Annotated in this window: 20 protein-coding genes and 1 pseudogene; 10 read left to right on the forward strand and 11 right to left on the reverse strand. The window is 64.6% G+C overall.

Annotation, left to right across the window (positions count from 1 at the left end; all coding sequences use genetic code 11):
• Window positions 1–117: 117 nt before the first annotated feature.
• The 5 genes from BLR75_RS05560 to BLR75_RS05580 all read right to left on the reverse strand — a co-directional run bounded on the left by BLR75_RS05560 (window position 118) and on the right by BLR75_RS05580 (window position 4475).
• The gene (locus BLR75_RS05560; protein ID WP_084311521.1) at window positions 118–1848 is read right to left on the reverse strand and encodes a GGDEF domain-containing protein; all 1731 of its coding nucleotides are present in this window, start codon (window positions 1846–1848) and stop codon (window positions 118–120) included.
• A complete protein-coding gene (locus BLR75_RS05565; RefSeq protein ID WP_084311520.1) occupies window positions 1838–2719 on the reverse strand; it encodes an endonuclease/exonuclease/phosphatase family protein in 882 nt (293 codons plus the stop codon). Before BLR75_RS05565 ends, BLR75_RS05560 begins: the two co-directional genes overlap by 11 nt.
• An 11-nt stretch (window positions 2720–2730) precedes the next feature.
• Window positions 2731–3378, reverse strand: coding sequence for a thiol:disulfide interchange protein DsbA/DsbL (locus BLR75_RS05570; protein WP_084311519.1), 648 nt, complete (start codon window positions 3376–3378; stop codon window positions 2731–2733).
• A 152-nt stretch (window positions 3379–3530) separates the two neighbouring features.
• Window positions 3531–4136 (reverse strand): c-type cytochrome, encoded by a 606-nt coding sequence (locus BLR75_RS05575; protein ID WP_084311518.1) that lies wholly within the window; start codon window positions 4134–4136, stop codon window positions 3531–3533.
• 48 nt (window positions 4137–4184) lie between these two features.
• On the reverse strand, window positions 4185–4475 hold the full coding sequence (locus tag BLR75_RS05580; RefSeq protein ID WP_084311517.1) for a c-type cytochrome: 291 nt from the start codon (window positions 4473–4475) through the stop codon (window positions 4185–4187).
• A gap of 174 nt (window positions 4476–4649) precedes the next feature.
• On the opposite strand from BLR75_RS05580, the gene yihA reads away from it, so the two are divergent.
• Window positions 4650–5303, forward strand: a complete 654-nt coding sequence (gene yihA / locus BLR75_RS05585; RefSeq protein ID WP_084311516.1) for a ribosome biogenesis GTP-binding protein YihA/YsxC — start codon at window positions 4650–4652, stop codon at window positions 5301–5303.
• 260 nt (window positions 5304–5563) lie between these two features.
• Here the strand turns inward: yihA and polA are convergent, their stop codons facing one another.
• On the reverse strand, window positions 5564–8305 hold the full coding sequence (gene polA / locus BLR75_RS05590) for a DNA polymerase I (RefSeq protein WP_084311515.1): 2742 nt from the start codon (window positions 8303–8305) through the stop codon (window positions 5564–5566).
• Window positions 8306–8379: 74 nt separating this feature from the next.
• On the opposite strand from polA, the gene BLR75_RS05595 reads away from it, so the two are divergent.
• Together BLR75_RS05595 and BLR75_RS05600 are read left to right on the forward strand one after the other, a co-directional pair.
• Window positions 8380–8667 (forward strand): DUF2782 domain-containing protein, encoded by a 288-nt coding sequence (locus tag BLR75_RS05595; protein ID WP_084311514.1) that lies wholly within the window; start codon window positions 8380–8382, stop codon window positions 8665–8667.
• Window positions 8668–8714: 47 nt separating this feature from the next.
• The gene (locus BLR75_RS05600; protein WP_084311513.1) at window positions 8715–9665 is read left to right on the forward strand and encodes a homoserine kinase; all 951 of its coding nucleotides are present in this window, start codon (window positions 8715–8717) and stop codon (window positions 9663–9665) included.
• Between the two features lie 292 nt (window positions 9666–9957).
• Here BLR75_RS05600 and BLR75_RS05605 read toward each other — a convergent pair whose 3' ends face one another.
• The 3 genes and pseudogenes from BLR75_RS05605 to znuA form a co-directional block, all read right to left on the reverse strand.
• Window positions 9958–10644 carry a TSCPD domain-containing protein gene (locus BLR75_RS05605; RefSeq protein WP_084311512.1) on the reverse strand — a complete coding sequence of 229 codons (687 nt, stop codon included), beginning with the start codon at window positions 10642–10644 and terminating at the stop codon, window positions 9958–9960.
• Between the two features lie 17 nt (window positions 10645–10661).
• Window positions 10662–12871, reverse strand: a pseudogene (locus BLR75_RS05610) (adenosylcobalamin-dependent ribonucleoside-diphosphate reductase).
• A 310-nt stretch (window positions 12872–13181) separates the two neighbouring features.
• Complete coding sequence (gene znuA / locus BLR75_RS05615) at window positions 13182–14108, reverse strand: zinc ABC transporter substrate-binding protein ZnuA (RefSeq protein WP_084311510.1); 927 nt, start codon at window positions 14106–14108, stop codon at window positions 13182–13184.
• Between the two features lie 69 nt (window positions 14109–14177).
• Between znuA and zur the strand changes: the two genes are divergently transcribed.
• The 7 genes from zur to BLR75_RS05650 all read left to right on the forward strand — a co-directional run bounded on the left by zur (window position 14178) and on the right by BLR75_RS05650 (window position 19416).
• The gene (gene zur, locus BLR75_RS05620) at window positions 14178–14684 is read left to right on the forward strand and encodes a zinc uptake transcriptional repressor Zur (RefSeq protein WP_084311509.1); all 507 of its coding nucleotides are present in this window, start codon (window positions 14178–14180) and stop codon (window positions 14682–14684) included.
• Window positions 14684–15484 (forward strand): zinc ABC transporter ATP-binding protein ZnuC, encoded by an 801-nt coding sequence (znuC, locus tag BLR75_RS05625; protein WP_084311508.1) that lies wholly within the window; start codon window positions 14684–14686, stop codon window positions 15482–15484. The genes zur and znuC overlap by 1 nt, the downstream gene beginning before the upstream one ends.
• Entirely contained in the window at window positions 15477–16265 is a 789-nt protein-coding gene (gene znuB / locus BLR75_RS05630) for a zinc ABC transporter permease subunit ZnuB (protein ID WP_084311507.1), read from the forward strand. The genes znuC and znuB overlap by 8 nt, the downstream gene beginning before the upstream one ends.
• 37 nt (window positions 16266–16302) lie before the next feature.
• Entirely contained in the window at window positions 16303–16692 is a 390-nt protein-coding gene (locus BLR75_RS05635; protein ID WP_084311506.1) for a hypothetical protein, read from the forward strand.
• A gap of 197 nt (window positions 16693–16889) precedes the next feature.
• Window positions 16890–17900 (forward strand): methionine ABC transporter ATP-binding protein, encoded by a 1011-nt coding sequence (locus BLR75_RS05640; protein WP_084311505.1) that lies wholly within the window; start codon window positions 16890–16892, stop codon window positions 17898–17900.
• Window positions 17897–18577 (forward strand): methionine ABC transporter permease, encoded by a 681-nt coding sequence (locus BLR75_RS05645; RefSeq protein WP_084311504.1) that lies wholly within the window; start codon window positions 17897–17899, stop codon window positions 18575–18577. Before BLR75_RS05640 ends, BLR75_RS05645 begins: the two co-directional genes overlap by 4 nt.
• A gap of 56 nt (window positions 18578–18633) precedes the next feature.
• Window positions 18634–19416 (forward strand): MetQ/NlpA family ABC transporter substrate-binding protein, encoded by a 783-nt coding sequence (locus BLR75_RS05650; RefSeq protein WP_084311503.1) that lies wholly within the window; start codon window positions 18634–18636, stop codon window positions 19414–19416.
• Window positions 19417–19496: 80 nt separating this feature from the next.
• Here the strand turns inward: BLR75_RS05650 and BLR75_RS05655 are convergent, their stop codons facing one another.
• Window positions 19497–20960 (reverse strand): surface lipoprotein assembly modifier, encoded by a 1464-nt coding sequence (locus tag BLR75_RS05655; RefSeq protein ID WP_084311502.1) that lies wholly within the window; start codon window positions 20958–20960, stop codon window positions 19497–19499.
• A gap of 33 nt (window positions 20961–20993) precedes the next feature.
• Window positions 20994–21725, reverse strand: coding sequence for a Slam-dependent surface lipoprotein (locus BLR75_RS05660; RefSeq protein WP_084311501.1), 732 nt, complete (start codon window positions 21723–21725; stop codon window positions 20994–20996).
• Window positions 21726–22326: the final 601 nt, after the last annotated feature.

Here is a 22326-nt window from a genome sequence, read left to right on the forward strand (position 1 = left end):
CCTATCTGCAGGAGCAACTGTCTTGGTATCTCAGCGTATTTTGTTCGCGAGCAAGCTCGCTCCTACAGGTCAACGCTGCACCCGTAGGAGCGGGCCATGCCCGCGACCGTCGGCGCTTCAGACCGTTTCCAGCCGGTTGCGCCCGGCGCGCTTGGCGCGGTACAGGGCCTGGTCGGCGCGTTCGAACACGGTTTCGCTGCGGTCGCCGGCATTGAAGCGGGCGAGGCCGGCGGAACAGGTGATCGCCAGCGGCTCGCCACGGAAGTGGAAGGGACAGGCGGCCACCGCTTCGCGCAGGGCTTCCACCAGAATCTGGCCGTTTTCCAGCGGCGTCGACGGCAGCAGGATGACGAATTCCTCGCCGCCGTAGCGGGCGATGAAGTCGGTCTTGCGCAGGCGCCGGGACAGTTCGCTGGCGATGATCTTCAGCACCTTGTCGCCGGCCAGGTGACCGAAGTCGTCATTGATCCGCTTGAAGTGGTCGACGTCCAGCACCGCCAGCAGGAGTTCGCCGCCGTAACGCTGCCAGCGCGCCACTTCCTGTTCCAGACGTTCGTCGAGGGCAGCGCGGTTGGGCAGGCCGGTGAGCGGATCGGTCAGCGCCTTGAGCCGCTGGTCCTCGATGCTCGCGCGGAAATCCCTCGCCTCCTCTTCCATGTCGGCGACCCGCGCCATCAGCGCCTGCATGCGCTCGTCGGCGTCCCGCTCGCGGGATTCGCGCTGCTGGCGATAGCGGTCCAGGGTCTCCAGCAGGCCTTCCAGGCGGACTTCGACACCCTGCTTGAGCGCCTCCAGGTCGGTCGCCTGCAGCACGCTGTCCTGCAGGCCGCTGACCTGCCGGCGCAGGTGTTCGTCCAGTTCGCAGGCGTCCGCCGCCGAATCGGCCTGCCCCTGGTTCATTTCCTCGAGGCTGGCCAGGAACGCGCCCAGGCGCTCGTTGAGGCGCTGCAGGTAGCCTTCGAATTCGCGCTGGCTGCCGGCGCTCAGGGACAGCACCAGTACCGCCAGGTCGTCCAGCACCGGCACCAGTTCGTACCAGTTCAGGCTGCCCTGGATGCGCGCGCGCAGCGCATCCGCCTGGGGCTGGTGCGAGGCCGGCAGACGCATCTCGTCGAGCAGGCGCAGCAGGCTCGCCTCGATATGCGGGGCCACCGCGCTATAGGCCGGCTCCGGCATGGACGGCAGCGCGTAGCTGCCTTCGCCCCCGCTCGCCAGCTCGATGACCTTCGGCGCGGGCTGGAACAGACCGGCCGGCAGCGGCAGGGTATCCAGCAGCGGCGCCGGCTGTTCCGGGTCCTCGCCGGCCTCCTCCGCCTTCTGCGGGCTGCGGCCGCCGAACATTCGCTGCAGCAGGCCACGGCCCTCGCCGTCCTCGCCACCGAACTGTTCCAGGACCCGGCCCTGCAGGGTGCTGAGTTCGCCGAGCAGGGCCGGCCATTCGCGCAACTGGCTGGCGCGCGCCTCGATATCCCGGGCGAAGCGCTTGAGCGACGTGCGCGCTTCCCGCGGCATGTCCAGCGCCAGCAGCTGTTCGGCAAGCCGGGTGAGGGCTTCGATGTTCTGCTGGATGCTCTGCTGGCGACGCCGCTCCGAGTCCAGCAGGGTGCGCTCCAGCTGCGGAATCAGACGGGCGAGGCCGACGTCCATCTCCTCGCGGCGGAGGATTTCGCGCAACTGCTGCATGCACTGGTCGACCGCCCGGTCCATGCCTTCGGCGGCCAGGCTGCTACGCACCAGGCCACGGCGCAGCAGGTCGGTACGCGCTTTCCAGCGGCGTTCGGCGCGCTCCTGCCGGTCGAGGTTCTCCAGGTATCTTTTCTTCCAGTGCAGGCTTTCGTCATTGCTCATTCGCGGGCCCCGAACTTCCCAGGGTGAGTGCGGAGGTTTCGCGCAGCACGTCCGGCAGACGGATTTCCACCGCTACCGGCAGGTGGTCGGAAATCGGCAGGGGCAGCACGTTGACCCGCTCCAGCGCCAGTTCCGAGCTGAGCAGGATATGGTCGAGGCAGCGCTGCGGCCGCCAGCTCGGGAAGGTCGCCTCTATCTGCGGCGCGACCAGGCCGAGGTCGCGCAGCGGCGAGCTTTCCAGCAGATCGTTGGCATGCGTGTTCATGTCGCCCATCAGCACGTGGTGACGATAGCCCTGCAGCATCTCACGGATGTAGGCCAGTTGGCGCGTGCGCGTGCGTGCGCCCAGGGCCAGGTGCATCATCACCACCGCCAGGGCGTTGTCGCCCTCGCCGAAGCGCATGAGGATCGCGCCGCGTCCGGGCGGACCTGGCAGCGGGTGGTCTTCCAGCAGCGCCGGTTGCAGGCGGCTGAGCAGGCCATTGCTGTGCTGCGCCAGGCGGCCGAGGTTGCGGTTGAGCTGCTGGTACCAGTAGGGGAAGTCGCCCAGCTGGGCGAGATGTTCAACCTGGTTGACGAAGCCGGAACGCAGGCTGCCGCCATCGGCCTCCTGCAGGGCCACCACGTCGTAGTCCGAGAGCAGTTCACCGATGCGCTGCAGGTTGCCGGCGCGCCCCGCGGCCGGCAGGAGATGCTGCCAGCCGCGGGTCAGGTAGTGGTGATAGCGTTCGGTATTGATGCCGACCTGGATGTTGAAGCTGAGCAGACGCAGCCGGCCGTCTTCGGGCAGGCCGCAGGCCCCGTCCCAATGGGGATTGACGCGCGGGCTGCAGGCACCCGCGACACGTCCACCCATCCGCCGGCGCAGCATGACCGGCCGCCTTACTGGGCGGCCTTGCCGTCGGCGCGTTCCTTCGCGATCAGATAGTCGGCCAGCTGCAGGGTCTGCTCGGGACCGCCGGCGGAGCCGATGTCGAAGCGATACTTGCCGTTGACCACCATGGTCGGTACCCCGCTGATCTGGTAGGCCATGCCAAGCTTCTTGGCTTTCTCGATCTGGCCCTTGATAGCGAAGGAATTATAGGTGCTGAGGAACTTGTCCTTGTCGACGCCGTGCTGGGCGACGAATTCGGCCATCTCTTCGGGAGTCGCCAGTTTCTGGCCTTCCTTGTGGATGGCCTGGAAGATCGCGTCATGCACCTTCTGCTCGACGCCCATGCTTTCCAGGGTCAGGAACAGCTGGCCATGCAGGTTCCAGACGCCGCCGAACATCGCCGGGACGCGGGTGAAGTGCACGTCCGCCGGCAGCTTGCCGGCCCAGGTGTTGAGGGTCGGCTCGAAGGCATAGCAGTGCGGGCAGCCATACCAGAACAGCTCCACCACCTCGATCTTGCCCGGCTGGGAGACCGGCACCGGACTGCTCAGCTCGGTGTACTGCTTGCCGGCTTCGTATTCGGCAGCCTGGGCGTGGGCGCTGAGGCCGAACAGGCTTGCGGCGGCAAGTACGGCGGTGAAAATCAGGTTACGCATCATTCACTCCTTGGCGAATCGGATACCGCTGTGCGGCTGTGCTTTGACCTGGAGGCGCCAGGCACGGTTCCGGCATTGTAGTGGCGCCAGAAGCAAAAAAGGGCAGCCGAAGCCACCCTTTTTTATACCGACTGATTCAGCTCAAACGGACCTCAATGGAGACCCTGGATGTAGCTGGAGATCGCGGCGATATCCTTGTTCGACAGCTTGGCGGCGACGCCGCGCATCATCATGCTGTCGCCGTCGTTGGTGCGGTCGCCTTCGCGGAAGTTGGTCAGCTGCTTGGCGACGTAGCCGGCATGCTGGCCACCCAGGCGCGGGAAGCCGGCGGTGGCGTTGCCGACGCCATTCGGAGCGTGGCAGCCGGTGCAGGCAGGCATGCCGTCGGCGACCTTGCCGCCGCGGAACAGCGCTTCACCCTGGGCGACCAGGTTCGGGTCGGCCATGCCGATGCTCATTTGCTGGCTGGCGAAGTAGGCGGAGATGTCTTCCAGGTCCTGGTCGCTCAGGTTGGTCAGCAGGCCGGTCATTTCCAGCACGGTGCGCTTGCCGTCCTTGATGTCATGCATCTGCTTGAGCAGGTAACGCTCGCCCTGACCCGCCAGTTTCGGGAAGTTCGGCGCCATGCTGTTGCCGTCGGCGCCATGGCAGGCACCACAGACAGCGGCTTTTGCCTGACCGGCCTTGGCATCGCCAGCGGCGTGGGCCACACCGGTAAGACCCAGGGTCAAGAGCAGACTCACGAGCAGTTTGTTCATCAGCTAATCCAATAACGGCTAAGGGGTGAAAGAGTTAGAGCTCCGGGTTTACTGCGCCATCCACTGGATGGTCGCCTGGTAATCCTCGGCGCTGCAGTCGGTACACAGGCCGCGCGGCGGCATGGCGTTGAAACCGCTGGTCACGTGCTGCACCAGTGTATCCATGCCTTTCTCCAGTCGCGGCTTCCAGGCGGCGCTATCGCCCTTCCGGGGAGCCATGGGCAGTTGGCCCGCATGACAGGCGCCACAGGAACGGTCGAATACCGCTTCCGGATCCTGAGCGGCCTGGACGCTGGTAGCCAGCGCGGCGACTGTGGCTGCGAACAGCAGTTTTTTCATGATTGTCCTCATCGGGGGAACGTCCGCGTTCTGTTGCGCGTCATGGTTCCCGTGGCGCCCGACCCTGGGGGATAAAGCGCACACAAAATCCGCGGCATTATATACTTCCGGCGCCGAAACGGAAACGAGACCGCTCCCCGCGACACCTCGTCGCACCCCTCCTGCGGAATACCCATGTCCCCCAAGAATCCAGCGAAAAACCCCATCGTCGGCCTGTGCCAGCAGGCTTCCTTCCTCATCAGCGCGGCCAAGGTCGACCAGTGCCCGGACGACATCGGCCTGGAAGTCGCCTTCGCCGGCCGCTCCAACGCCGGCAAGTCCAGCGCCCTGAATGCGCTGACCCACGCCAACCTGGCGCGCACCTCGAAGACGCCGGGGCGCACCCAGTTGCTCAACTTCTTCCGCCTGGACGACCAGCGCCGCCTGGTCGACCTGCCCGGCTACGGCTACGCCAAGGTGCCGATCCCGCTCAAGCTGCACTGGCAGCAGCATCTGGAAGCCTACCTGAGCAGCCGCAACAGCCTCGCCGGCGTGGTCCTGATGATGGACATCCGCCACCCGCTGACCGACTTCGACCGCCTGATGCTCGACTGGGCCCAGGCCAGCCGGCTGCCGATCCACGTGCTGCTGACCAAGGCCGACAAGCTGGCCTTCGGCGCGGCGAAGAACGCCCTGCTCAAGGTCCGCCGCGAAGTGCAGCAGGGCTGGGGCGACGTCGCCAGCCTGCAACTGTTCTCGGCGCCGAAGCGCCAGGGCATCGAGGAAGCGCAGGAAGTGCTGGCCGGCTGGCTGGGTCTGCTGGAAGAAGAGGAAGACGAAGAAGCCTGAATCGCAGGCAAAAAAAACCCCGAGCTTCGTATGGGGAGGGAGAAGTTCGGGGTTTAATCCGGACCGCTAGGGCGGGGTCCAGTAATCTGCCAACACTAAACACTGCAAGGAGCATCGAAGGGCTTCACCAGCCATTCACGTGTTCTGACTGCCCTCTTTGCAGGAAAGTTCAGCGAGTCACGAAAAAAATTTGCGCAGGCTTCCGAAAGCCGTCGAGACCTGCGCGAGAACTCCCGTGACACAAGGCCTGCGACCGTTCGTCAGTGGGCCTCGTCCCAGTTCGCGCCGGTGCCGGTTTCGACCACCAGCGGCACGTCGAGCTGCGCGGCGCCGCTCATCAGCGGGACGATACCGTCCCGCACCTGGTCGATCAGGTCCTCGCGCACCTCCAGCACCAGTTCGTCGTGTACCTGCAGGATCACGCGGGCATCCAGGCCGGTTTCCTGCAGCCAGTTGTCCACGTCCACCATCGCTCGCTTCATGATGTCCGCCGCGGTGCCTTGCATCGGCGCGTTGATCGCCGTGCGTTCGGCGGCCTTGCGCATGGCCTGGTTCTTCGAGCCGATTTCCGGCAGGTACAGGCGGCGGCCGAACAGCGTCTCGACGAAGCCCTGCTCGGCGGCCTGGGCGCGGGTGCGCTCCATGTAGGCGAGCACGCCGGGATAGCGGGCGAAGTAGCGGTCGATGTAGGCCTGGGCCTCCTTGCGCTCGACGCCGATCTGCTTCGCCAGGCCGAAGGCGCTCATGCCGTAGATCAGGCCGAAGTTGATCGCCTTGGCGCGGCGCCGCTGCTCGCTGCTGACGTCCTCCAGCGCCAGCCCGAACACCTCGGCGGCGGTCGCGCGGTGCACGTCGCGGTCGTGGCGGAAGGCGTCCAGCAGGCCTTCGTCCTTGGCCAGGTGCGCCATGATGCGCAGCTCGATCTGCGAATAGTCCGCCGCCAGCAGGCGGTAGCCCTTTGGCGCGACGAACGCCTGGCGGATGCGCCGGCCTTCGGCGGTGCGGATCGGGATGTTCTGCAGGTTCGGATCGCTGGACGACAGCCGCCCGGTAGCCGCCACCGCCTGGTGATAGGAGGTGTGGATGCGCCCGGTGCGCGGGTTGATCTGCTCCGGCAGCTTGTCCGTATAGGTGCTCTTCAGCTTGCTCAGCGAGCGGTACTGCATGATCACCTTGGGCAGCTCGTAGTCCTGCTCGGCGAGATCGGCGAGCACCGACTCGGCGGTGGACGGCTGGCCCGTGGCGGTCTTGCTCAGCACCGGCAGGCCGAGCTTTTCATAAAGGATGGCGCCGAGCTGCTTGGGCGAGCCGAGATTGAATTCCTCGCCGGCCAGTTCGTAGGCCTGGCGCTGCAGGGCGACCATCTTCTCGCCCAGCTCGCGGCTCTGCTGGCCGAGCAGGTTGGCGTCGACCAGCGCGCCGTTGCGCTCGATGCGCGCCAGCACCGGCACCAGCGGCATCTCGATCTCGCGCAGGACCCTGGCCAGCGACGGGATCGCCTGCAGTTTCTGCCACAGCGTGTTGTGCAGGCGCAGGGTCACGTCGGCGTCCTCGGCGGCGTAGGGGCCGGCCTGCTCCAGGGCGATCTGGTCGAAGGTCAGCTGCTTGGCGCCCTTGCCGGCGATGTCCTCGAAGCGGATGGTGCTGTGGCCAAGGTACTTCAGCGCCAGGCTGTCCATGTCGTGGCGGGTGGCGGTGGAATCCAGCACGTAGGATTCGAGCATGGTGTCGAAGGCGATGCCCCGCATGTGGAGCGGCGTGGAAGCGTTGACCAGCACGTTCATGTCGTACTTGCCGTGCTGGGCGACCTTGGCCTTGTCCGGGTCCTCGAGGATCGGCCTGAGCGCGGCGAGCACGGCGTCGCGGTCCAGCTGCGCCGGCACGCCCATGTAGCTGTGCGCCAGCGGAACGTAGGCGGCCTCGCCCTCCTGCACGGCGAAGGACACGCCGACCAGTTGCGCCTGCTGGGCATCGATGCTGTTGGTCTCGGTGTCGAAGGCGATCAGCTCGGCGGCGCGCAGCTTCTCCAGCCAGGCGTCGAAGTCCGCCTGTTCCAGCACGGTCTGGTAGTTCGCGCCGGCCTGGATCGACGCCTCGTCCACATCGCCCGCGCCCTCCTCCTTGGCCTCGCGCAGCAGGTCGTCCAGCCAGTTCTTGAATTCCAGCTCCTTGTAGAGGGCGATCAGCGCCTCGCGCTGCGGTTCGCCGGGGTGCAGCGCGTCGATCTCCACATCCAGCACGACGTCGGTCTTGATGGTCGCCAGGCGGTAGGAGAGGAACGCCTGCTCGCGGTTTTCCTCGAGCTTGGCCGGCAGGGTCTTGGCGCCGCGGATCGGCAGCTCCGGCACCTTGTGCAGGTTCTCGTAGAGGATGTCGAGGCCGCCGCCGATGCCGGTGAGCAGGCCCAGCGCGGTCTTCTCGCCGACGCCGGGGACGCCGGGGATGTTGTCGACCTTGTCGCCCATCAGCGCGAGGAAATCGATGATCAGCTCAGGACCGACACCGAATTTCTCTTTCACGCCATCCACGTCGAGCACGCTACCGGTCATGGTGTTGACCAGCGTAATGTGCCCATCGACCAGCTGCGCCATGTCCTTGTCGCCGGTGGAAATCACCACCGGGCGATTGGCCGCGGCGCTGCTGCGGGCCAGCGTGCCGATCACGTCGTCGGCCTCCACGCCTTCCACGCACAGCAGCGGCAGGCCCAGCGCGCGCACGCTGGCATGCAGCGGCTCTACCTGCACGCGCAGCTCGTCCGGCATCGACGGCCGATTGGCCTTGTACTCGGCGAACAGCTCGTCGCGGAAGGTCGGCCCCTTGGCATCGAAGACCACCGCGAAGGGGCTGTCGGGGTACTGCTTGCGCAGGCTCTTGAGCATGTTCAACACCCCTTTCACCGCGCCGGTGGGCTTGCCGGTGGAAGTGGTCAGCGGCGGCAGGGCATGGAAGGCGCGGTAGAGGTACGAGGAACCGTCTACCAGGACGAGGGGCGCTAGGCTCATGGGTGGAATAAACCTTTTCAGAGGACCAGGGGGTAGAATGGCCCTAGCCAATTCGACAAAGGGACAAGGTTATCATGCGCACACTGAACCGCCTGTTGCTCGCCGCTCTGCTCGGCCTTGGCGCCACCACCGTCATGGCACAGGACGAAGCGCCATCGCCCGAACCGGATGTGACCATCCGCCAGGAAGGCGACAAGACCATCCAGGAATACCGCGTGAATGGCTTCCTCTACGCCATCAAGGTCACGCCCAAGATCGGCAAGCCCTACTTCCTGGTGCGCGCGGACGGCAGCGAGGGCAACTTCATCCGCTCCGACCAGCCGGACATGCTGATTCCGCAATGGGAAATCTTCTCCTGGTAACCCGGGGTGCCGTCGCCGGCCTCCGCAGTGCAGTCGAGGACTGAGACATGTCGGTATTCACCCCCCTCGAACGCCCGGTGCTGGAAGAATTCCTCGCCCCCTACGGGCTCGGCCGGCTGACGGACTTCCGCGGCATCGCCGAGGGATCGGAAAACAGCAACTTCTTCATCAGCCTGGAACAGGGCGAATACGTCCTGACCCTGGTCGAGCGCGGCCCGGTGCAGGACCTGCCGTTCTTCATCGCCCTGCTCGACGTGCTGCACTCTGCCGACCTGCCGGTGCCCTACGCCGTGCGCACCCGCGACGGCGAGGCGCTGCGCCAGCTGCAGGGCAAGCCGGCACTGCTGCAGCCGCGCCTGCCGGGCCGCCATGAACGGCAGCCCAACGCCCATCACTGCGCGGAAGTCGGCACCCTGCTGGCGCGCCTGCACCTGGCGACCCGCGGCGCGATCCTCGAACGCCCCAGCGATCGCGGGCTGGCCTGGATGCTCCACGAAGGCCAGGCCATCTCCTCGCACCTGCCGGAACATTCCCGCGCCCTGCTGGAAAGCGCCCTGGAAGAGATCGCCCGGCTGCTCGCCGAACAGCCGGCACTGCCGCGCGCCAACCTGCACGCCGACCTGTTCCGCGACAACGTGCTGTTCGACGGTCCGCATCTGGCCGGGCTGATCGACTTCTACAACGCCTGCTCCGGCTGGATGCTCTACGACATCGCCATCGCGGTGAACGACTGGTGCTCGGATGCCTCCGGCGAACTCGACGGCGCCCGCACCCGCGCATTGCTCGCCGCCTACGCGGCGAAGCGGCCGTTCACCGCGCTGGAGGCGGAACTCTGGCCGTGCATGCTGCGCGTGGCTGCAGTGCGCTTCTGGCTGTCGCGGCTGATCGCGGCGGAGACGTTCTCCGGGCAGGACGTGCTGATCCACGACCCGGGCGAGTTCGAACGCTGCCTGGAGAAGCGGCAGCGGGTGGAGATGCATCTGCCGTTGGCGTTGTAGCGCCGGGCAGGGTGGCAATGCTTCGCGATTTCCACCATGCAGTTCAGTCCTCTGCCGAACCTGTAGGAGCGAGCTTGCTCGCGATCCTCGGTCTCATCCAAGCCACGGCATTGCCGGTAAGCACCGTTGATCGCCAGCAAGCTGGCTCCTACACAAAGCGCGCAGGGCGGCAGTGAAGATCAGCTTCGGAGTCGACATCCCTGTCGGCACTCCTCCGCCCAGGTTCAACCCCGGCCCGGCCATCCCTGGCCGGTCGTTCGCCGGGCGAAGCATGCTTCGCAAGGACCCCGGCTCACCCGCACTTCGAATAGCCGCAGTTCAGGCAGGTCGCGCAGCCATCCATCTGCACCACCGCCATGCTGCTGCACTTGCCGCAGAGCTGCGCGCCGGCGGGAAAACCCTCTCCCGGCTCGGCCTTGTTGGTGCCCTGGGCGGCTTCGTAGGCGGCGCGTTTCTCCGCCAGGTAGAGGCGCTGTTCCTCGTTCACCTCCGGCCCCTGCAGCAGGCCGATGGCGATCAGGTGACGCTCGATCACCGCGCCGATCTCGGCGACGATCGACGGCATGTACACCCCGCCGCGCTTGAGATAGCCGCCGCGCGGGTCGAACACGGCCTTCAGCTCCTCGACCACGAAGGTGCAGTCGCCGCCCTTGCGGAACACCGCCGACATGACGCGGGTGAGGGCCACTATCCACTGGAAGTGGTCCATGTTCTTCGAGTTGATGAAGATCTCGAAGGGCCGGCGCTGCTCGTACGGCGTGCCGGGGTTGAGCACCATGTCGTTGATGGTCACGTAGAGCGCGTGCTCGAACAGCGGCGACTTGATCTTGTAGGTCGCGCCGACCAGCATCTCCGGACGCTGCAGCGTCTCGTCCATCTTCACCACGGCAGCCGCCGCGGCAGCTTCCGCGCGGGCCTTTTCCTCGGCCACGTCGACTACCTGGAAGCCCTTGATTTTCTGAGTGATCTTGACGGTCATCGGGTCTCTCCAACGGCTCAGTACTTGCCGTAATAGCCTTCTTTCAGGGCATCGAACAGGTTGGCGGCGCTGTGAATCTCGCCGTCGTACTCGACTTCCTCGTTGCCCTTCAGCTCGACCAGGGTTCCGTCCTCCAGCTCGAAGCGGTAGATCGTGCGTTCCAGGTCCGCCTCCTTGACCAGCACGCCCTGGAAGGCCGCCGGATTGAAGCGGAAGGTGGTGCAGCCCTTGAGCCCCTGGCGCCAGGCGTACAGATAGATGTCCTTGAACTGCTCGAAGGGGTAGTCGGTGGGCACGTTGGCGGTCTTGGAGATCGACGAGTCGATCCACTTCTGCGCCGCCGCCTGGATGTCCACGTGCTCGGCCGGGGTGATGTCGTCGGCGGTGATGAAGTAGTCCGGCAACCGGTGCCGCTCGTCCTCGGCATCCGGCACCGCATCGGCGTCCACCCGGGCGCGATAGGCCAGCAGCTCGTAGCTGTAGACCGAGATCTTCTCCTTGGTCTTGCGTCCGGCGCGGATCAGGTTGCGTGAATAGTGGTGGGCGAAGCTCGGCTCGATGCCGTTGGAGGCGTTGTTCGCCAGGCTCAGGCTGATGGTGCCGGTCGGCGCGATGGAGCTGTGGTGGGTGAAGCGCGCACCTTCCTCGGCCAGCGCCTCGACCAGCAGCGGCGCATGCTCGGCGACCCGCTGCATGTAGCGCGAGTACTTGGCGTGGAGCACCCGGCCGGGAATCCTGTCGCCGATCTTGAAGCCATCGGCGGCCATTTCCGGACGTTTGCGGAGCATCTCGCCGGTCACTTCGTATTCCTGCGCCAGCACCGGTGCCGGCCCCTTCTCGCGGGACAGCTCCAGCGCGACCTCCCAGCCCACCAGCGCCATCTCCCGCGCCACCTCCTCGGTGAACACGCAGGCTTCCGGACTGCCGTAGCGCAGGCGCAAAAGCGTCAGCGCCGAGCCGAGACCGAGGAAGCCCATGCCGTGGCGGCGCTTGCCGAGGATTTCCTCGCGCTGCTGCGCCAGCGGCAGGCCGTTGATCTCCACCACGTTGTCGAGCATCCGGGTGAACACCCGCACCACCTCGCGGAACCGCTCCCAGTCGAAGCGCGCCTGTTCGGTGAACGGCTCGACGACGAAGCCGGTGAGGTTGATCGAGCCGAGCAGGCAGGAGCCGTAGGGCGGTAAAGGTTGCTCACCGCAAGGGTTGGTCGCGCGGATCTCCTCGCACCACCAGTTGTTGTTCAGCTCGTTGACCCGGTCGATGAGGATGAAGCCCGGCTCGGCGTAGTCGTAGGTGGAGACCATGATCATGTCCCACAGGTGCCGCGCCTTGACCCGGCCGTAGACCTTGCAGGCGACGCGGCCGTCCTTGCCGACCAGGTATTCGTCGTGCACCGGCCAGTCGCGCCAGATCACCTTGTCCGGATCCTTCAGGTCGACCTCGTCGCGCTCCTTCTGGTGCACCGGGAACAGCAGCGGCCAGTCGGCGTCGTCGTCCACCGCCTTGAGGAAATCGTCGGTGACCAGCAGGCTGAGGTTGAACTGGCGCAGGCGGCCGTCCTCGCGCTTGGCGCGGATGAATTCGCGCACGTCGGGGTGGCTGACGTCGAAGGTGCCCATCTGCGCGCCGCGACGGCCACCGGCGGAGCTCACGGTGAAGCACATCTTGTCGTAGATATCCATGAACGACAGCGGCCCGCTGGTGTGCGCGCCGGCGCCGGAGACGTAGGCGCCGCGCGGGCGCAGGGTGCTGAATTCGTAGCCGATGCCGCAGCCGGCCTTGAGGGTCAGGCCGGCCTCGTGGACCTTCTGCAGGATGTCGTCCATGGAGTCGTGGATGATCCCGGAGACGGTGCAGTTGATGGTCGAGGTGGCCGGCTTGTGGCCCTGGGCGCCGGCATTCGAAATGATCCGCCCGGCCGGGATGGCGCCGTTGCGCAGCGCCCAGAGGAAGCGCTCGTACCAGTGCTCGCGTTTGGCCTTGTCGGCCTCGACATCGGCCAGCGCCCGCGCCACCCGTTTCCAGGTGCCGTCGACGCTGTCGTCGATCGGTGTGCCGTCCTTCTGCTTGAGGCGGTATTTGCTGTCCCAGATGTCCTGCGAGGCGGGCTGCAGGGCGAGGGTTCCTTGGTCTGCGCCACGAGGGCGTGCGTCGGTCTTGGCCATCCGCGGAATAACCTCCTGTCGGTCGGGTGGGAGACGAAAAATCGCACCACCGTACGCAACATGTAGTTATCTTTCGCTGACGGACATCAACATCTTGTGCCGCCAACTATCCCTCAGACCACTGTAGAGCAATTTCCGGAATTCGCCGAACCGGGGCAAAACGTCACCCTGTAGGAGCAACTGTCGTGGTATCTCAGTGCATTTTGTTCGCGAGCAAGGACTGGGCGTCCCCCTCGGTCCTACGAAGAGCGGGAACGTACCTGTAGGAGCGAGCTTGCTCGCGAATCCCGTGTAGGAGCGGGCCATGCCCGCGACCGGTCACGCTCAGGTGCGCTCCGACACTGGACGGGAGCAATCCGCCGTCCCCGAAACTCAGAGCTTTTCCAGACAACCGGCGAACTCGCCCGCCAGGTTCTCCAGCAGGCTCTGGTAGCCATTCGCATCCACCTTCGCCGCGTAACCCATGGCATCCAGCTCGGCCAGGCGCACCGGCAGGCCCTCGCTGAGGGTGTCGGCCAGGCGTGGGCGCAGCGGAGGTTCGCTGAAGATGCAGGCGGCACCGGACTTCTGCAGTTGCGCACGCATCGCGGCGACGTGCCGCGCGCCCGGCTGCACCTCGGCGGAGACGGCGAACACGCCGGCGTGCTTCAGCCCGTAGGCTTCCTCGAAGTAGTCGAAGGCCTCGTGGAAGACGAAGTACGGCTTGCCGGCCAGCGGCGCCAGGCGCTGCTTCAGGCGCGCGTCGAGCTGGTCCATGCGCTCGTCGAAGGCCCGGAGGTTGGCCTGGTAGCGGCTGGCGTTGGTCGGATCGGCGATGGTCAGGTCCTCGGCCATGCGCGCGGCGATCGCCTGGGCGTTGGCCGGCAGCAGCCAGAGATGCGCGTCGACGCTGCCCGAACGATGGTCATGGTCGTGTTCGTCATGATCTTCGTGGTCGTGGTCGTCCGCCTCGGTGCCGGCGAACTTGCGCAGATGCATCCCCGGCAACTCCTGCACGGCCACGGCCGGGCCCTTGCGGCCTTCGAGGACCCTGGGCAGGAAGGCCTCCATGTCCGGGCCGATCCAGTAGAACAGCTGCGCATCGCGCACCCGGCGGACGTCCGACGGCCGCAGCGCGTAGCTGTGCGGCGAGGCGCCGGGCGGCAGCAGCACGCCCGGCTTGCCGGCGCCGTCCTGGATGGCGGCGGCGATCAGTTGCAGCGGCTTGATGCTGGTCAGCAGGCTGACATCGGCGCGGGCGGGAAGAGAAAGGAACAGGGCGCAGGACGCGAACAGCAGAAACAGTGGACGGAGGGACACGGCGGGCACTCACGGATGAGGGAAAAAGAGTTATATAATAACGTCTCTTTGCTCGAGCGTCGTCGCCGCATGTACAAGATCGCCCCCAATACCCCGCTGGCCTGCCGTCCGCACGACCACGCCAACTGCGTGGCCAGCGCGCTGGCCGAGGCCGATGCGCTGTGCGCGCGCCAGGGCGTGCGCCTGACCGAACTGCGCCGCCGCGTGCTGGAACTGGTCTGGCAGAGCCACAAGCCGCTCGGCGCCTACGACATCCTCGCCGTGCTGAGCGAGGAGGACGGCCGCCGCGCCGCGCCGCCGACGGTCTACCGCGCGCTGGACTTCCTCCTGGAAAACCACCTGGTGCACCGCATCGCCTCGCTCAACGCCTTCATCGGCTGCAACAACCCCGAGCACGCCCACGAGGGCCAGTTCCTCATCTGCCGCGCCTGCCGCACGGCGATCGAACTGGAGCAGCCGTCCATCAGCGACGCCATAGTCGCCGGCGCCGGCACGGTCGGTTTCACCGTGGAAGGCCAGACCGTGGAAGTGATCGGCCTCTGCTCCGCCTGCGCCCCCGTCAAGCCGGAGGCCTGATGAGCGATACCCTGATCCGCCTGGAAGGCGTCTGCGTGCGCCGTTCCGGCCAGACCACCCTGCACAACATCGACCTGAGCATCGCCCGCGGCCAGATCGTCACCCTGATCGGCCCCAACGGAGCCGGCAAGACCACCCTGGTGCGCAGCGTGCTCGGCCTGCTCAAGCCGGATAGCGGCAGCGTCTGGCGCAAGCCGAAGCTGAGCATCGGCTACATGCCGCAGAAGCTCCACGTCGACCCGACCCTGCCGCTCAGCGTGCTGCGTTTCCTGCGCCTGGTGCCCGGCGTCGGCCGCAAGGAGGCGCTGGCGGCGCTCGGCGAGGTCGGCGCCACTCATGTGCTGGAAAGCCCGCTGCAAGGCATCTCCGGCGGCGAACTACAGCGCGTGCTGCTGGCCCGCGCGCTGCTGCGCGAGCCGGAGCTGCTGGTGCTCGACGAACCGGTGCAGGGCGTCGACGTCAGCGGCCAGGCCGAACTGTACCGGCTGATCACCCGCCTGCGCGACCGCCACGGCTGCGGCGTGCTGATGGTTTCCCACGACCTGCACCTGGTGATGAGCGCCACCGACCAGGTGGTCTGCCTGAACCGCCACATCTGCTGCCACGGCCATCCCGAACAGGTCAGCGGCGACCCCGCCTTCCTCGAACTGTTCGGCCAGGACGCGCGCAGCCTGGCGATCTACCACCACCACCACGACCACGCCCACGATCTGCATGGCGAGGTCGTGCAGAGCTCCTTCCCTCCCGGCACCCGCTTCACTCCGGTCCACCAGCACGGCCCCGACTGCAACCATGGCTGATTTCCTGCTCAACGCTCTGCTCGCCGGCCTCGCGCTGGCGGTGGTCGCCGGCCCGCTCGGCTCCTTCGTGGTCTGGCGGCGCATGGCCTATTTCGGCGATACGCTGTCCCACGCCGCCCTGCTCGGCGTGGCTCTCGGCTTCCTGCTCGACGTCAGCCCGACCCTGGCGGTGACCGTCGGCTGCGTGCTGCTCGCCGTCCTGCTGGTGACCCTGCAGGAGCGCCAGCCGCTGGCCGCCGACACCCTGCTCGGCATCCTCGCCCACAGCACGCTGTCGCTGGGCCTGGTGGCGCTGAGCTTCATGAAGGAAGTGCGGGTCGACCTGATGGCCTACCTGTTCGGCGACCTGCTCGCGGTGAGCGGCACCGACCTGCTGTGGATAGTCGCCGGCAGCGCGCTGGTGCTGGCGCTGCTGTGCTGGCTGTGGCGGCCACTGCTGGCGATCACCGTGCACGAGGAACTGGCGCGGGTGGAGGGCCTGCCGGTGACGGCGATCCGCCTGGCGCTGATGCTGCTGATCGCCATCGTCATCGCCGTGGCGATGAAGATCGTCGGCGTGCTGCTGATCACCTCGCTGCTGATCATCCCCGCCGCCGCCGCCCAGCGGCATGCGCGCAGCCCGGAGCAGATGGCCCTCGGCGCCAGTCTCATCGGCCTGCTGGCGGTATGTGCCGGGCTGGCGCTATCGTGGTTCAAGGACACCCCGGCGGGACCGTCCATCGTGGTCAGCGCCGCCGGCCTGTTCCTCGCGAGTTTTGTCCTGCCGCGCCGCGCGGTGTAGAATCTGGCGATTTTTTGATCAGACGAGAACCCAAGGCATGAAGTCGTTCATTCGCATGCTGTCGCCGATGGCCATTGCCCTGCTCCTCGGCGCCTGCCAGAGCTTCCCTGGCAGCCAGCCGGCCTCCAGCTTCGAAAGCGAACTGGCCGCCGGCCGCCTGGAATCCGCCCAGCTGGCGCTGAGCAAGGAACCCTCGACGCCGGAACAGCTGGCCGAGCGCCGCCAGCGCCTCGCCGACGCCTACCTGCAGCGCAGCCGCGAAGCCCTGCAACAGGGCGACGTCAACGGCGCCAGCAACGCCCTCGCCCGCGCCCGCTCGCTGATGCCCAGGGCGCCGGGCGTGGCCGCCGACGTCAGCGGCCTGCAGCAGACCACCCAGCCCGCTCCGACCCCGCCCGCCAAAGAGCGCTGCGAACCGCTCGAATGATCTACCCCGGCCGGACGGAACATTTCCGCCCGGCCAGCCCCGCCTCTTATTCCTTCCTGTTCGGCGCTTATCTGAACAAAGATTAATCAGCCATAAGAAACCGATGTAAAATGCGCGGTTTTGGCTGACCGCCTACGCTCGTTGCCAGGAGTTTCCTGGCAACTGGTCGCTGTTTCCGCACCCACAAGGTTCGCTACGTGATCGAATTCCACGACGTCCACAAGACCTATCGCGTCGCCGGCCGCGATATTCCGGCCCTGCAGCCGACTCGCCTGAGCATCGAGAATGGCCAGGTGTTCGGCCTGATCGGCCATTCCGGCGCCGGCAAGAGCACCCTGCTGCGCCTGATCAACCGCCTCGAAGAGCCCAGCGGCGGGCGCATCGTCATCGACGGCGAAGACATCACCGCCCTCGACGCCGACGGCCTGCGCCGCTTCCGCCAGCGCGTCGGAATGATCTTCCAGCACTTCAACCTGCTGGCCTCGAAGACCGTCGCCGACAACATCGCCATGCCGCTGCGCCTGGCCGGCGACCACAGCGCCAGCGAGATCGATGCCCGCGTCGCCGAGCTGCTCGACCGCGTCGGCCTCGTCGAGCACGCGCGCAAGTACCCGGCGCAGCTTTCCGGCGGGCAGAAGCAGCGCGTCGGCATCGCCCGCGCGCTGGCCTGCCGGCCGAAGATCCTGCTCTGCGACGAGGCCACCAGCGCCCTCGACCCGCAGACCACCGCCTCTGTGTTGCAGTTGCTGGCGGAGATCAACAAGGAACTGCAGCTGACCATCGTCCTGATCACCCACGAGATGGACGTGATCCGCCGCGTCTGCGACCGCGTCGCGGTGATGGACGCCGGCGCCATCGTCGAACAGGGCACGGTGGCCGACGTCTTCCTGCATCCGCAGCACCCCACCACCAAGCGCTTCGTGCTGGAAGACGAGCACGTCGACGAGAGCGAGCAGCGCGACGACTTCGCCCACGTCCCCGGCCGCATCCTGCGCCTGACCTTCCGCGGCGAATCCACCTACTCGCCGCTGCTCGGCACCGTGGCGCGCGCCACCGGCGTCGACTACAGCATCCTTGCCGGGCGCATCGACCGCATCAAGGACCAGCCCTACGGCCAGTTGACCCTGGCGCTGGTCGGCGGCGACCTGGAAGCGGCGATGGCACAACTGAATGCCGCCGACGTGCATGTGGAGGTTCTGCGCGGATGAACGCTTTCTTTGAAAACATGGGCTTCGTGAACATCGACTGGTCGGAAATCCTCCAGGCCAGCATCGACACCTTCTGGATGCTCGGCGGCTCGCTGCTGTTCACCGTCATCCTCGGCCTGCCGCTGGGCGTGCTGCTGTTCCTCACCGGCCCCCGGCAGATGTTCGAGAACCGCGCGCTGTACGCCCTGCTCTCGTTCGTGGTCAACGTGCTGCGTTCGCTGCCGTTCATCATCCTGCTGATCGTGATGATCCCCCTCACCGTGCTGCTCACCGGCACCTCGCTGGGCGTGGCCGGCGCCATCCCGCCGCTGGTGGTGGGCGCCACGCCGTTCTTCGCGCGGCTGGTGGAAACCGCCCTGCGCGAGGTGGACAAGGGCATCATCGAGGCGACCCAGGCGATGGGCGCCAGTACCCGCCAGATCATCTGGAACGCCCTGCTGCCGGAAGCCCGCCCGGGCATCATCGCCGCCGTCACGGTCACCGCCATCACCCTGGTGTCCTACACCGCGATGGCCGGCGTGGTCGGCGCCGGCGGCCTCGGCGACCTGGCCATCCGCTTCGGCTACCAGCGCTTCCAGACCGACGTGATGGTGGTCACGGTGGTCATGCTGCTGGTCCTCGTGCAGATCCTGCAGACCGTCGGCGACAAGCTGGTGGTCCATTTTTCGCGCAAATAAAGAGTGCGGTGCCGGCCACCCGCCGGCCCCAGGAAAATCCCAAAAGGAGCTTATCGATGAAAAAACTGCTTGCCGCCTTCGCCGCCGCCGCGGCGCTCTCCGCTCCGCTGGCCCACGCCACGGACAGCCTGACCGTTGCCGCCACCCCGGTGCCGCACGCGGAAATCCTCAACTTCGTCAAACCGATGCTGGCGAAGGAAGGCGTGGAGCTGAAGGTCAAGGAATTCACCGACTACGTGCAGCCGAACACCCAGGTCGCCGAGAAGCGCCTGGACGCCAACTTCTTCCAGCACCAGCCGTACCTGGATGAATTCAACAAGACCAAGGGCACCGACCTGGTCGCCGTCACCGGCGTGCACATCGAGCCGCTGGGCGCCTACTCCAGCAAGATCAAGAAGCTCGACGACCTGCCCGCCGGCGCCACCGTGGTCATCCCCAACGACGCCACCAACGGCGGCCGCGCCCTGCTGCTGCTGGCCAAGGCCGGCGTGATCAAGCTCAAGGACGACAAGAGCATCACCGCCACGCCGAAGGACATCGTCGAGAACCCGAAGAACATCAAGGTGCGTGAACTGGAAGCGGCCACCCTGCCGCGCGTGCTGACCCAGGTCGACCTCGCCCTGATCAACACCAACTACGCCCTGGAAGCCAAGCTGAACCCGACCAAGGACGCCCTGGTCATCGAAGGTTCCGACTCGCCCTACGTGAACATCCTGGTCGCCCGCCCGGACAACAAGGACAGCGCCGCCATGCAGAAACTGGCCGCCGCGCTGCACAGCGCCGAGGTGAAGCAGTTCATCCTGGACAAGTACAAGGGCGCGGTGGTGCCGGCGTTCTGATCGCCGCCCTGCCTCAAAGAAGAAGCCCGGTCCTGTGACCGGGCTTCTTCTTTCGCGGGTGCGGAAATGCTGGAGCGCCCTCAAAATGCACGCGTCGCGCTCAAATACACTCTTTTTTGATCGAAGCTGTAATAATTTATATTGCTATCCATACTTCTATAGGCAAAGTTTACTTTTGGCAGTATCCCCCAAAAATAAAAACCACGATGCCACAGGGAAATCAGGCAGTTATCCTCTACATCCTTCCTTCTAATGGCGAATATATCGTTCCTGCCGGCATATTTTCGTTCTGACACCCCTGCCATCAGCGATGCCGAGAATCCATATGGCAATTCCGCTTCGAAGCCCGCCCGCAATCCAAGCATGTCATTGGTGTCCGAGTCCGAACGGGTATCCTGCTGACCAAGATCAGCCCCCGCATAGATCGCAAGACGGCTGCTGAATGCGTAGCCCAGCGAGACGGAGAGTAACAGGTCATGACCTTCAAGATAGCTGTATCGGGAGCTGTCGTAGTGCATCCGCTGATACTCCACAGCGCTGCCAACCTGCCAGTTCGATGAAAGTAGACGGCTATACTCCGTGCGCAATCCACCTCCGGAAGAGTATGGTTCCGTGCCGTACCAGCGCTTTTCATAAAAGGGAAGTAGAGACAGACGCTGCCCGGCATCCGAATACGAATACCCCAGGTAACTCCTGAGCATCACATCATCGTACTTGTGATTGTCCCAGTAACTTCTCCCTGTCACCTGCTCCTGAAACCTCAAGCTGTGATGATCGGCCAGGGGGAAATCTCTCTGGATTGATCCAGAATAATAGGCACCGTGCCCGCTTTGCGGATATGAATCTGCATTTCTCGCGAACATTCGACCGCCGATATCGATGTATTTCCCTCTCGATGCATTGTTGATGTTATCGTCAGCCAGATAGCTGAGATCGATCGAACCGGACCAGCCAACAGCACGATCCATTGCATCGAGATAGTTCTTCAGGTTATCCAGAACCGCATCAGGCAAACCATCGGACCTGGCTTTTTCGAATTGGACTCGCGCGGCGTCATATTGACGGTTCTCAAATAACATCCTCGCCAGATCCAAACGAATCCGCGTTAACTCAGGATGAGCGGCGAGCAACTCCCGATATAACCCGATAGCCCTGTCGTATTCACGATCGTGCCGGGCCAATGCGCCTTGGGCATATGCCAACAGTACAGGATCATGTTCAGGGGACGCTTCGTATACAGGAATCAAGCCACGAACGATATCCCATCGCTCATCATCGACCGCCTGATTGAGGAAGCGCGCGGCCAGCGGCGGATTCTTCTTCAGTTCTTCATTGGTGACAATCTGAGCCCCGCGGGCCGTATCATCCCTGTCCTGATGGTCGGCTGGCCGTATATCAACGACGGCGGGAACCGGAAGGTTCTCTGGTGGCGCCCCAACAGCAATAATCGGAAGCAGGCAGATCAGACCAGCAGTAAAACACGTGACTTTCATGAGGAAGCGTAGTTTTCCGACCATGGAAAAACAAAAAGGGGAAAGATGCATTCTTTCCCCTCCCGTAACATATCGCACCGCTACTTATTGCTTGACGGCACCGAACGCCATGTTCTGCTTGGCATCAGCAGCGAAAGTTGCCATGCCAGCCAACTCGGCAGCATCGGCACCATAGAAATGGCCAGCGAAGGTTCCTTTGGCGGTACCGCTGGTGGCGCTGCCACTGAAACCGCCGCCATTGATATTGCCCTTCATCGAAACACTGGAAAAACCGGCGCGCTCCTCGGTTACGCCATTGATGGTCTTCGCGGCGAAATCCACATTGAAGCTGACAGGAGTACTGCCACTAGATGCCGAAACACCATCGGTAGTATTGGCCCTCACCGCTCTCCCGGCATAGGTTGCAGTACCTGAACTGGGTACCTGGTTCGCCTGTGTCGGGTTATCACCCGTGTAGAAGTATTCAGTAGTGGTGTGCGCCTTCGAATACCACGCGCCATAACGGGCATAACCGTTGGAGCCGTTGCTACCGTAGGTCAAGGTTCCATCGTTACCGGCTGACATGGAGGTGCCCGTTACATTCACCAGAGTGTAAGTTGCGCCTGTGGGCGTCACGTAGGTTTGTCCGGAAGCGGTACCTGCTGTTGCATTGCTGGCAGGAACAACAACCCCGCCGGAATTATCACCCGACTCATCGCCAGAGGGCTTATCGGACTGCGCACGGAAATGATTTCCGCCTCCGCCAGAGGAACAACCCATTGCCAAGCAAATTGCAAGCCCTACTGCCGTCAATCTTCCAATATCCATAAATCCCATTACATCAATCCATCCATTGAGTGTTTATATTCATCGACACCCCATGAAATGGGTGCGAAGCAATATTCTCGTTAGCACTCAACGTCAGGCTCAACAGGCACGAAATAAATTAGTCGATTCGCGCCTGCCAAGTTGAAATTTCCTACACGAAAACAAGATATATATTCCAAGCACCCGAAGTACTTGAATGCATCGAACTGCCCAGAGAAAAATTTGAAGTATGGAATCATGAAGAAGTGATGGAAGCCGAATCCAGGCAAATAAATTCCTCAGAAATCGGTCGCCACCAAAAAAGTCGGGATTGGAAAAGGGAAAGATTTATTCCTCAACTCTCGCTCGTCGTCCGTATCTCCCAACATCTCGAAACTGGGATGACCAGGCAACCAATGCCTGGGGCGAATGAAAGCAGGAATCTTCGGCAGGCCAACGCCAGCAGGTCGGGGGGATCTTCTTATTCGACTATGGAATTTTCATATCAAAATTTATTCCTTCCTGAGATAAGAGATCTCGATGATTATCCATTCCACACAGCACGGCGCACCGCGTAAGACGCCTGTAACAGAGCATCTGTACAAAGTGGGGCTGAAACGAATTCACGGTT

The organism is Pseudomonas jinjuensis (assembly GCF_900103845.1).
Taxonomy (GTDB): Bacteria; Pseudomonadota; Gammaproteobacteria; order Pseudomonadales; family Pseudomonadaceae; genus Pseudomonas; species Pseudomonas jinjuensis.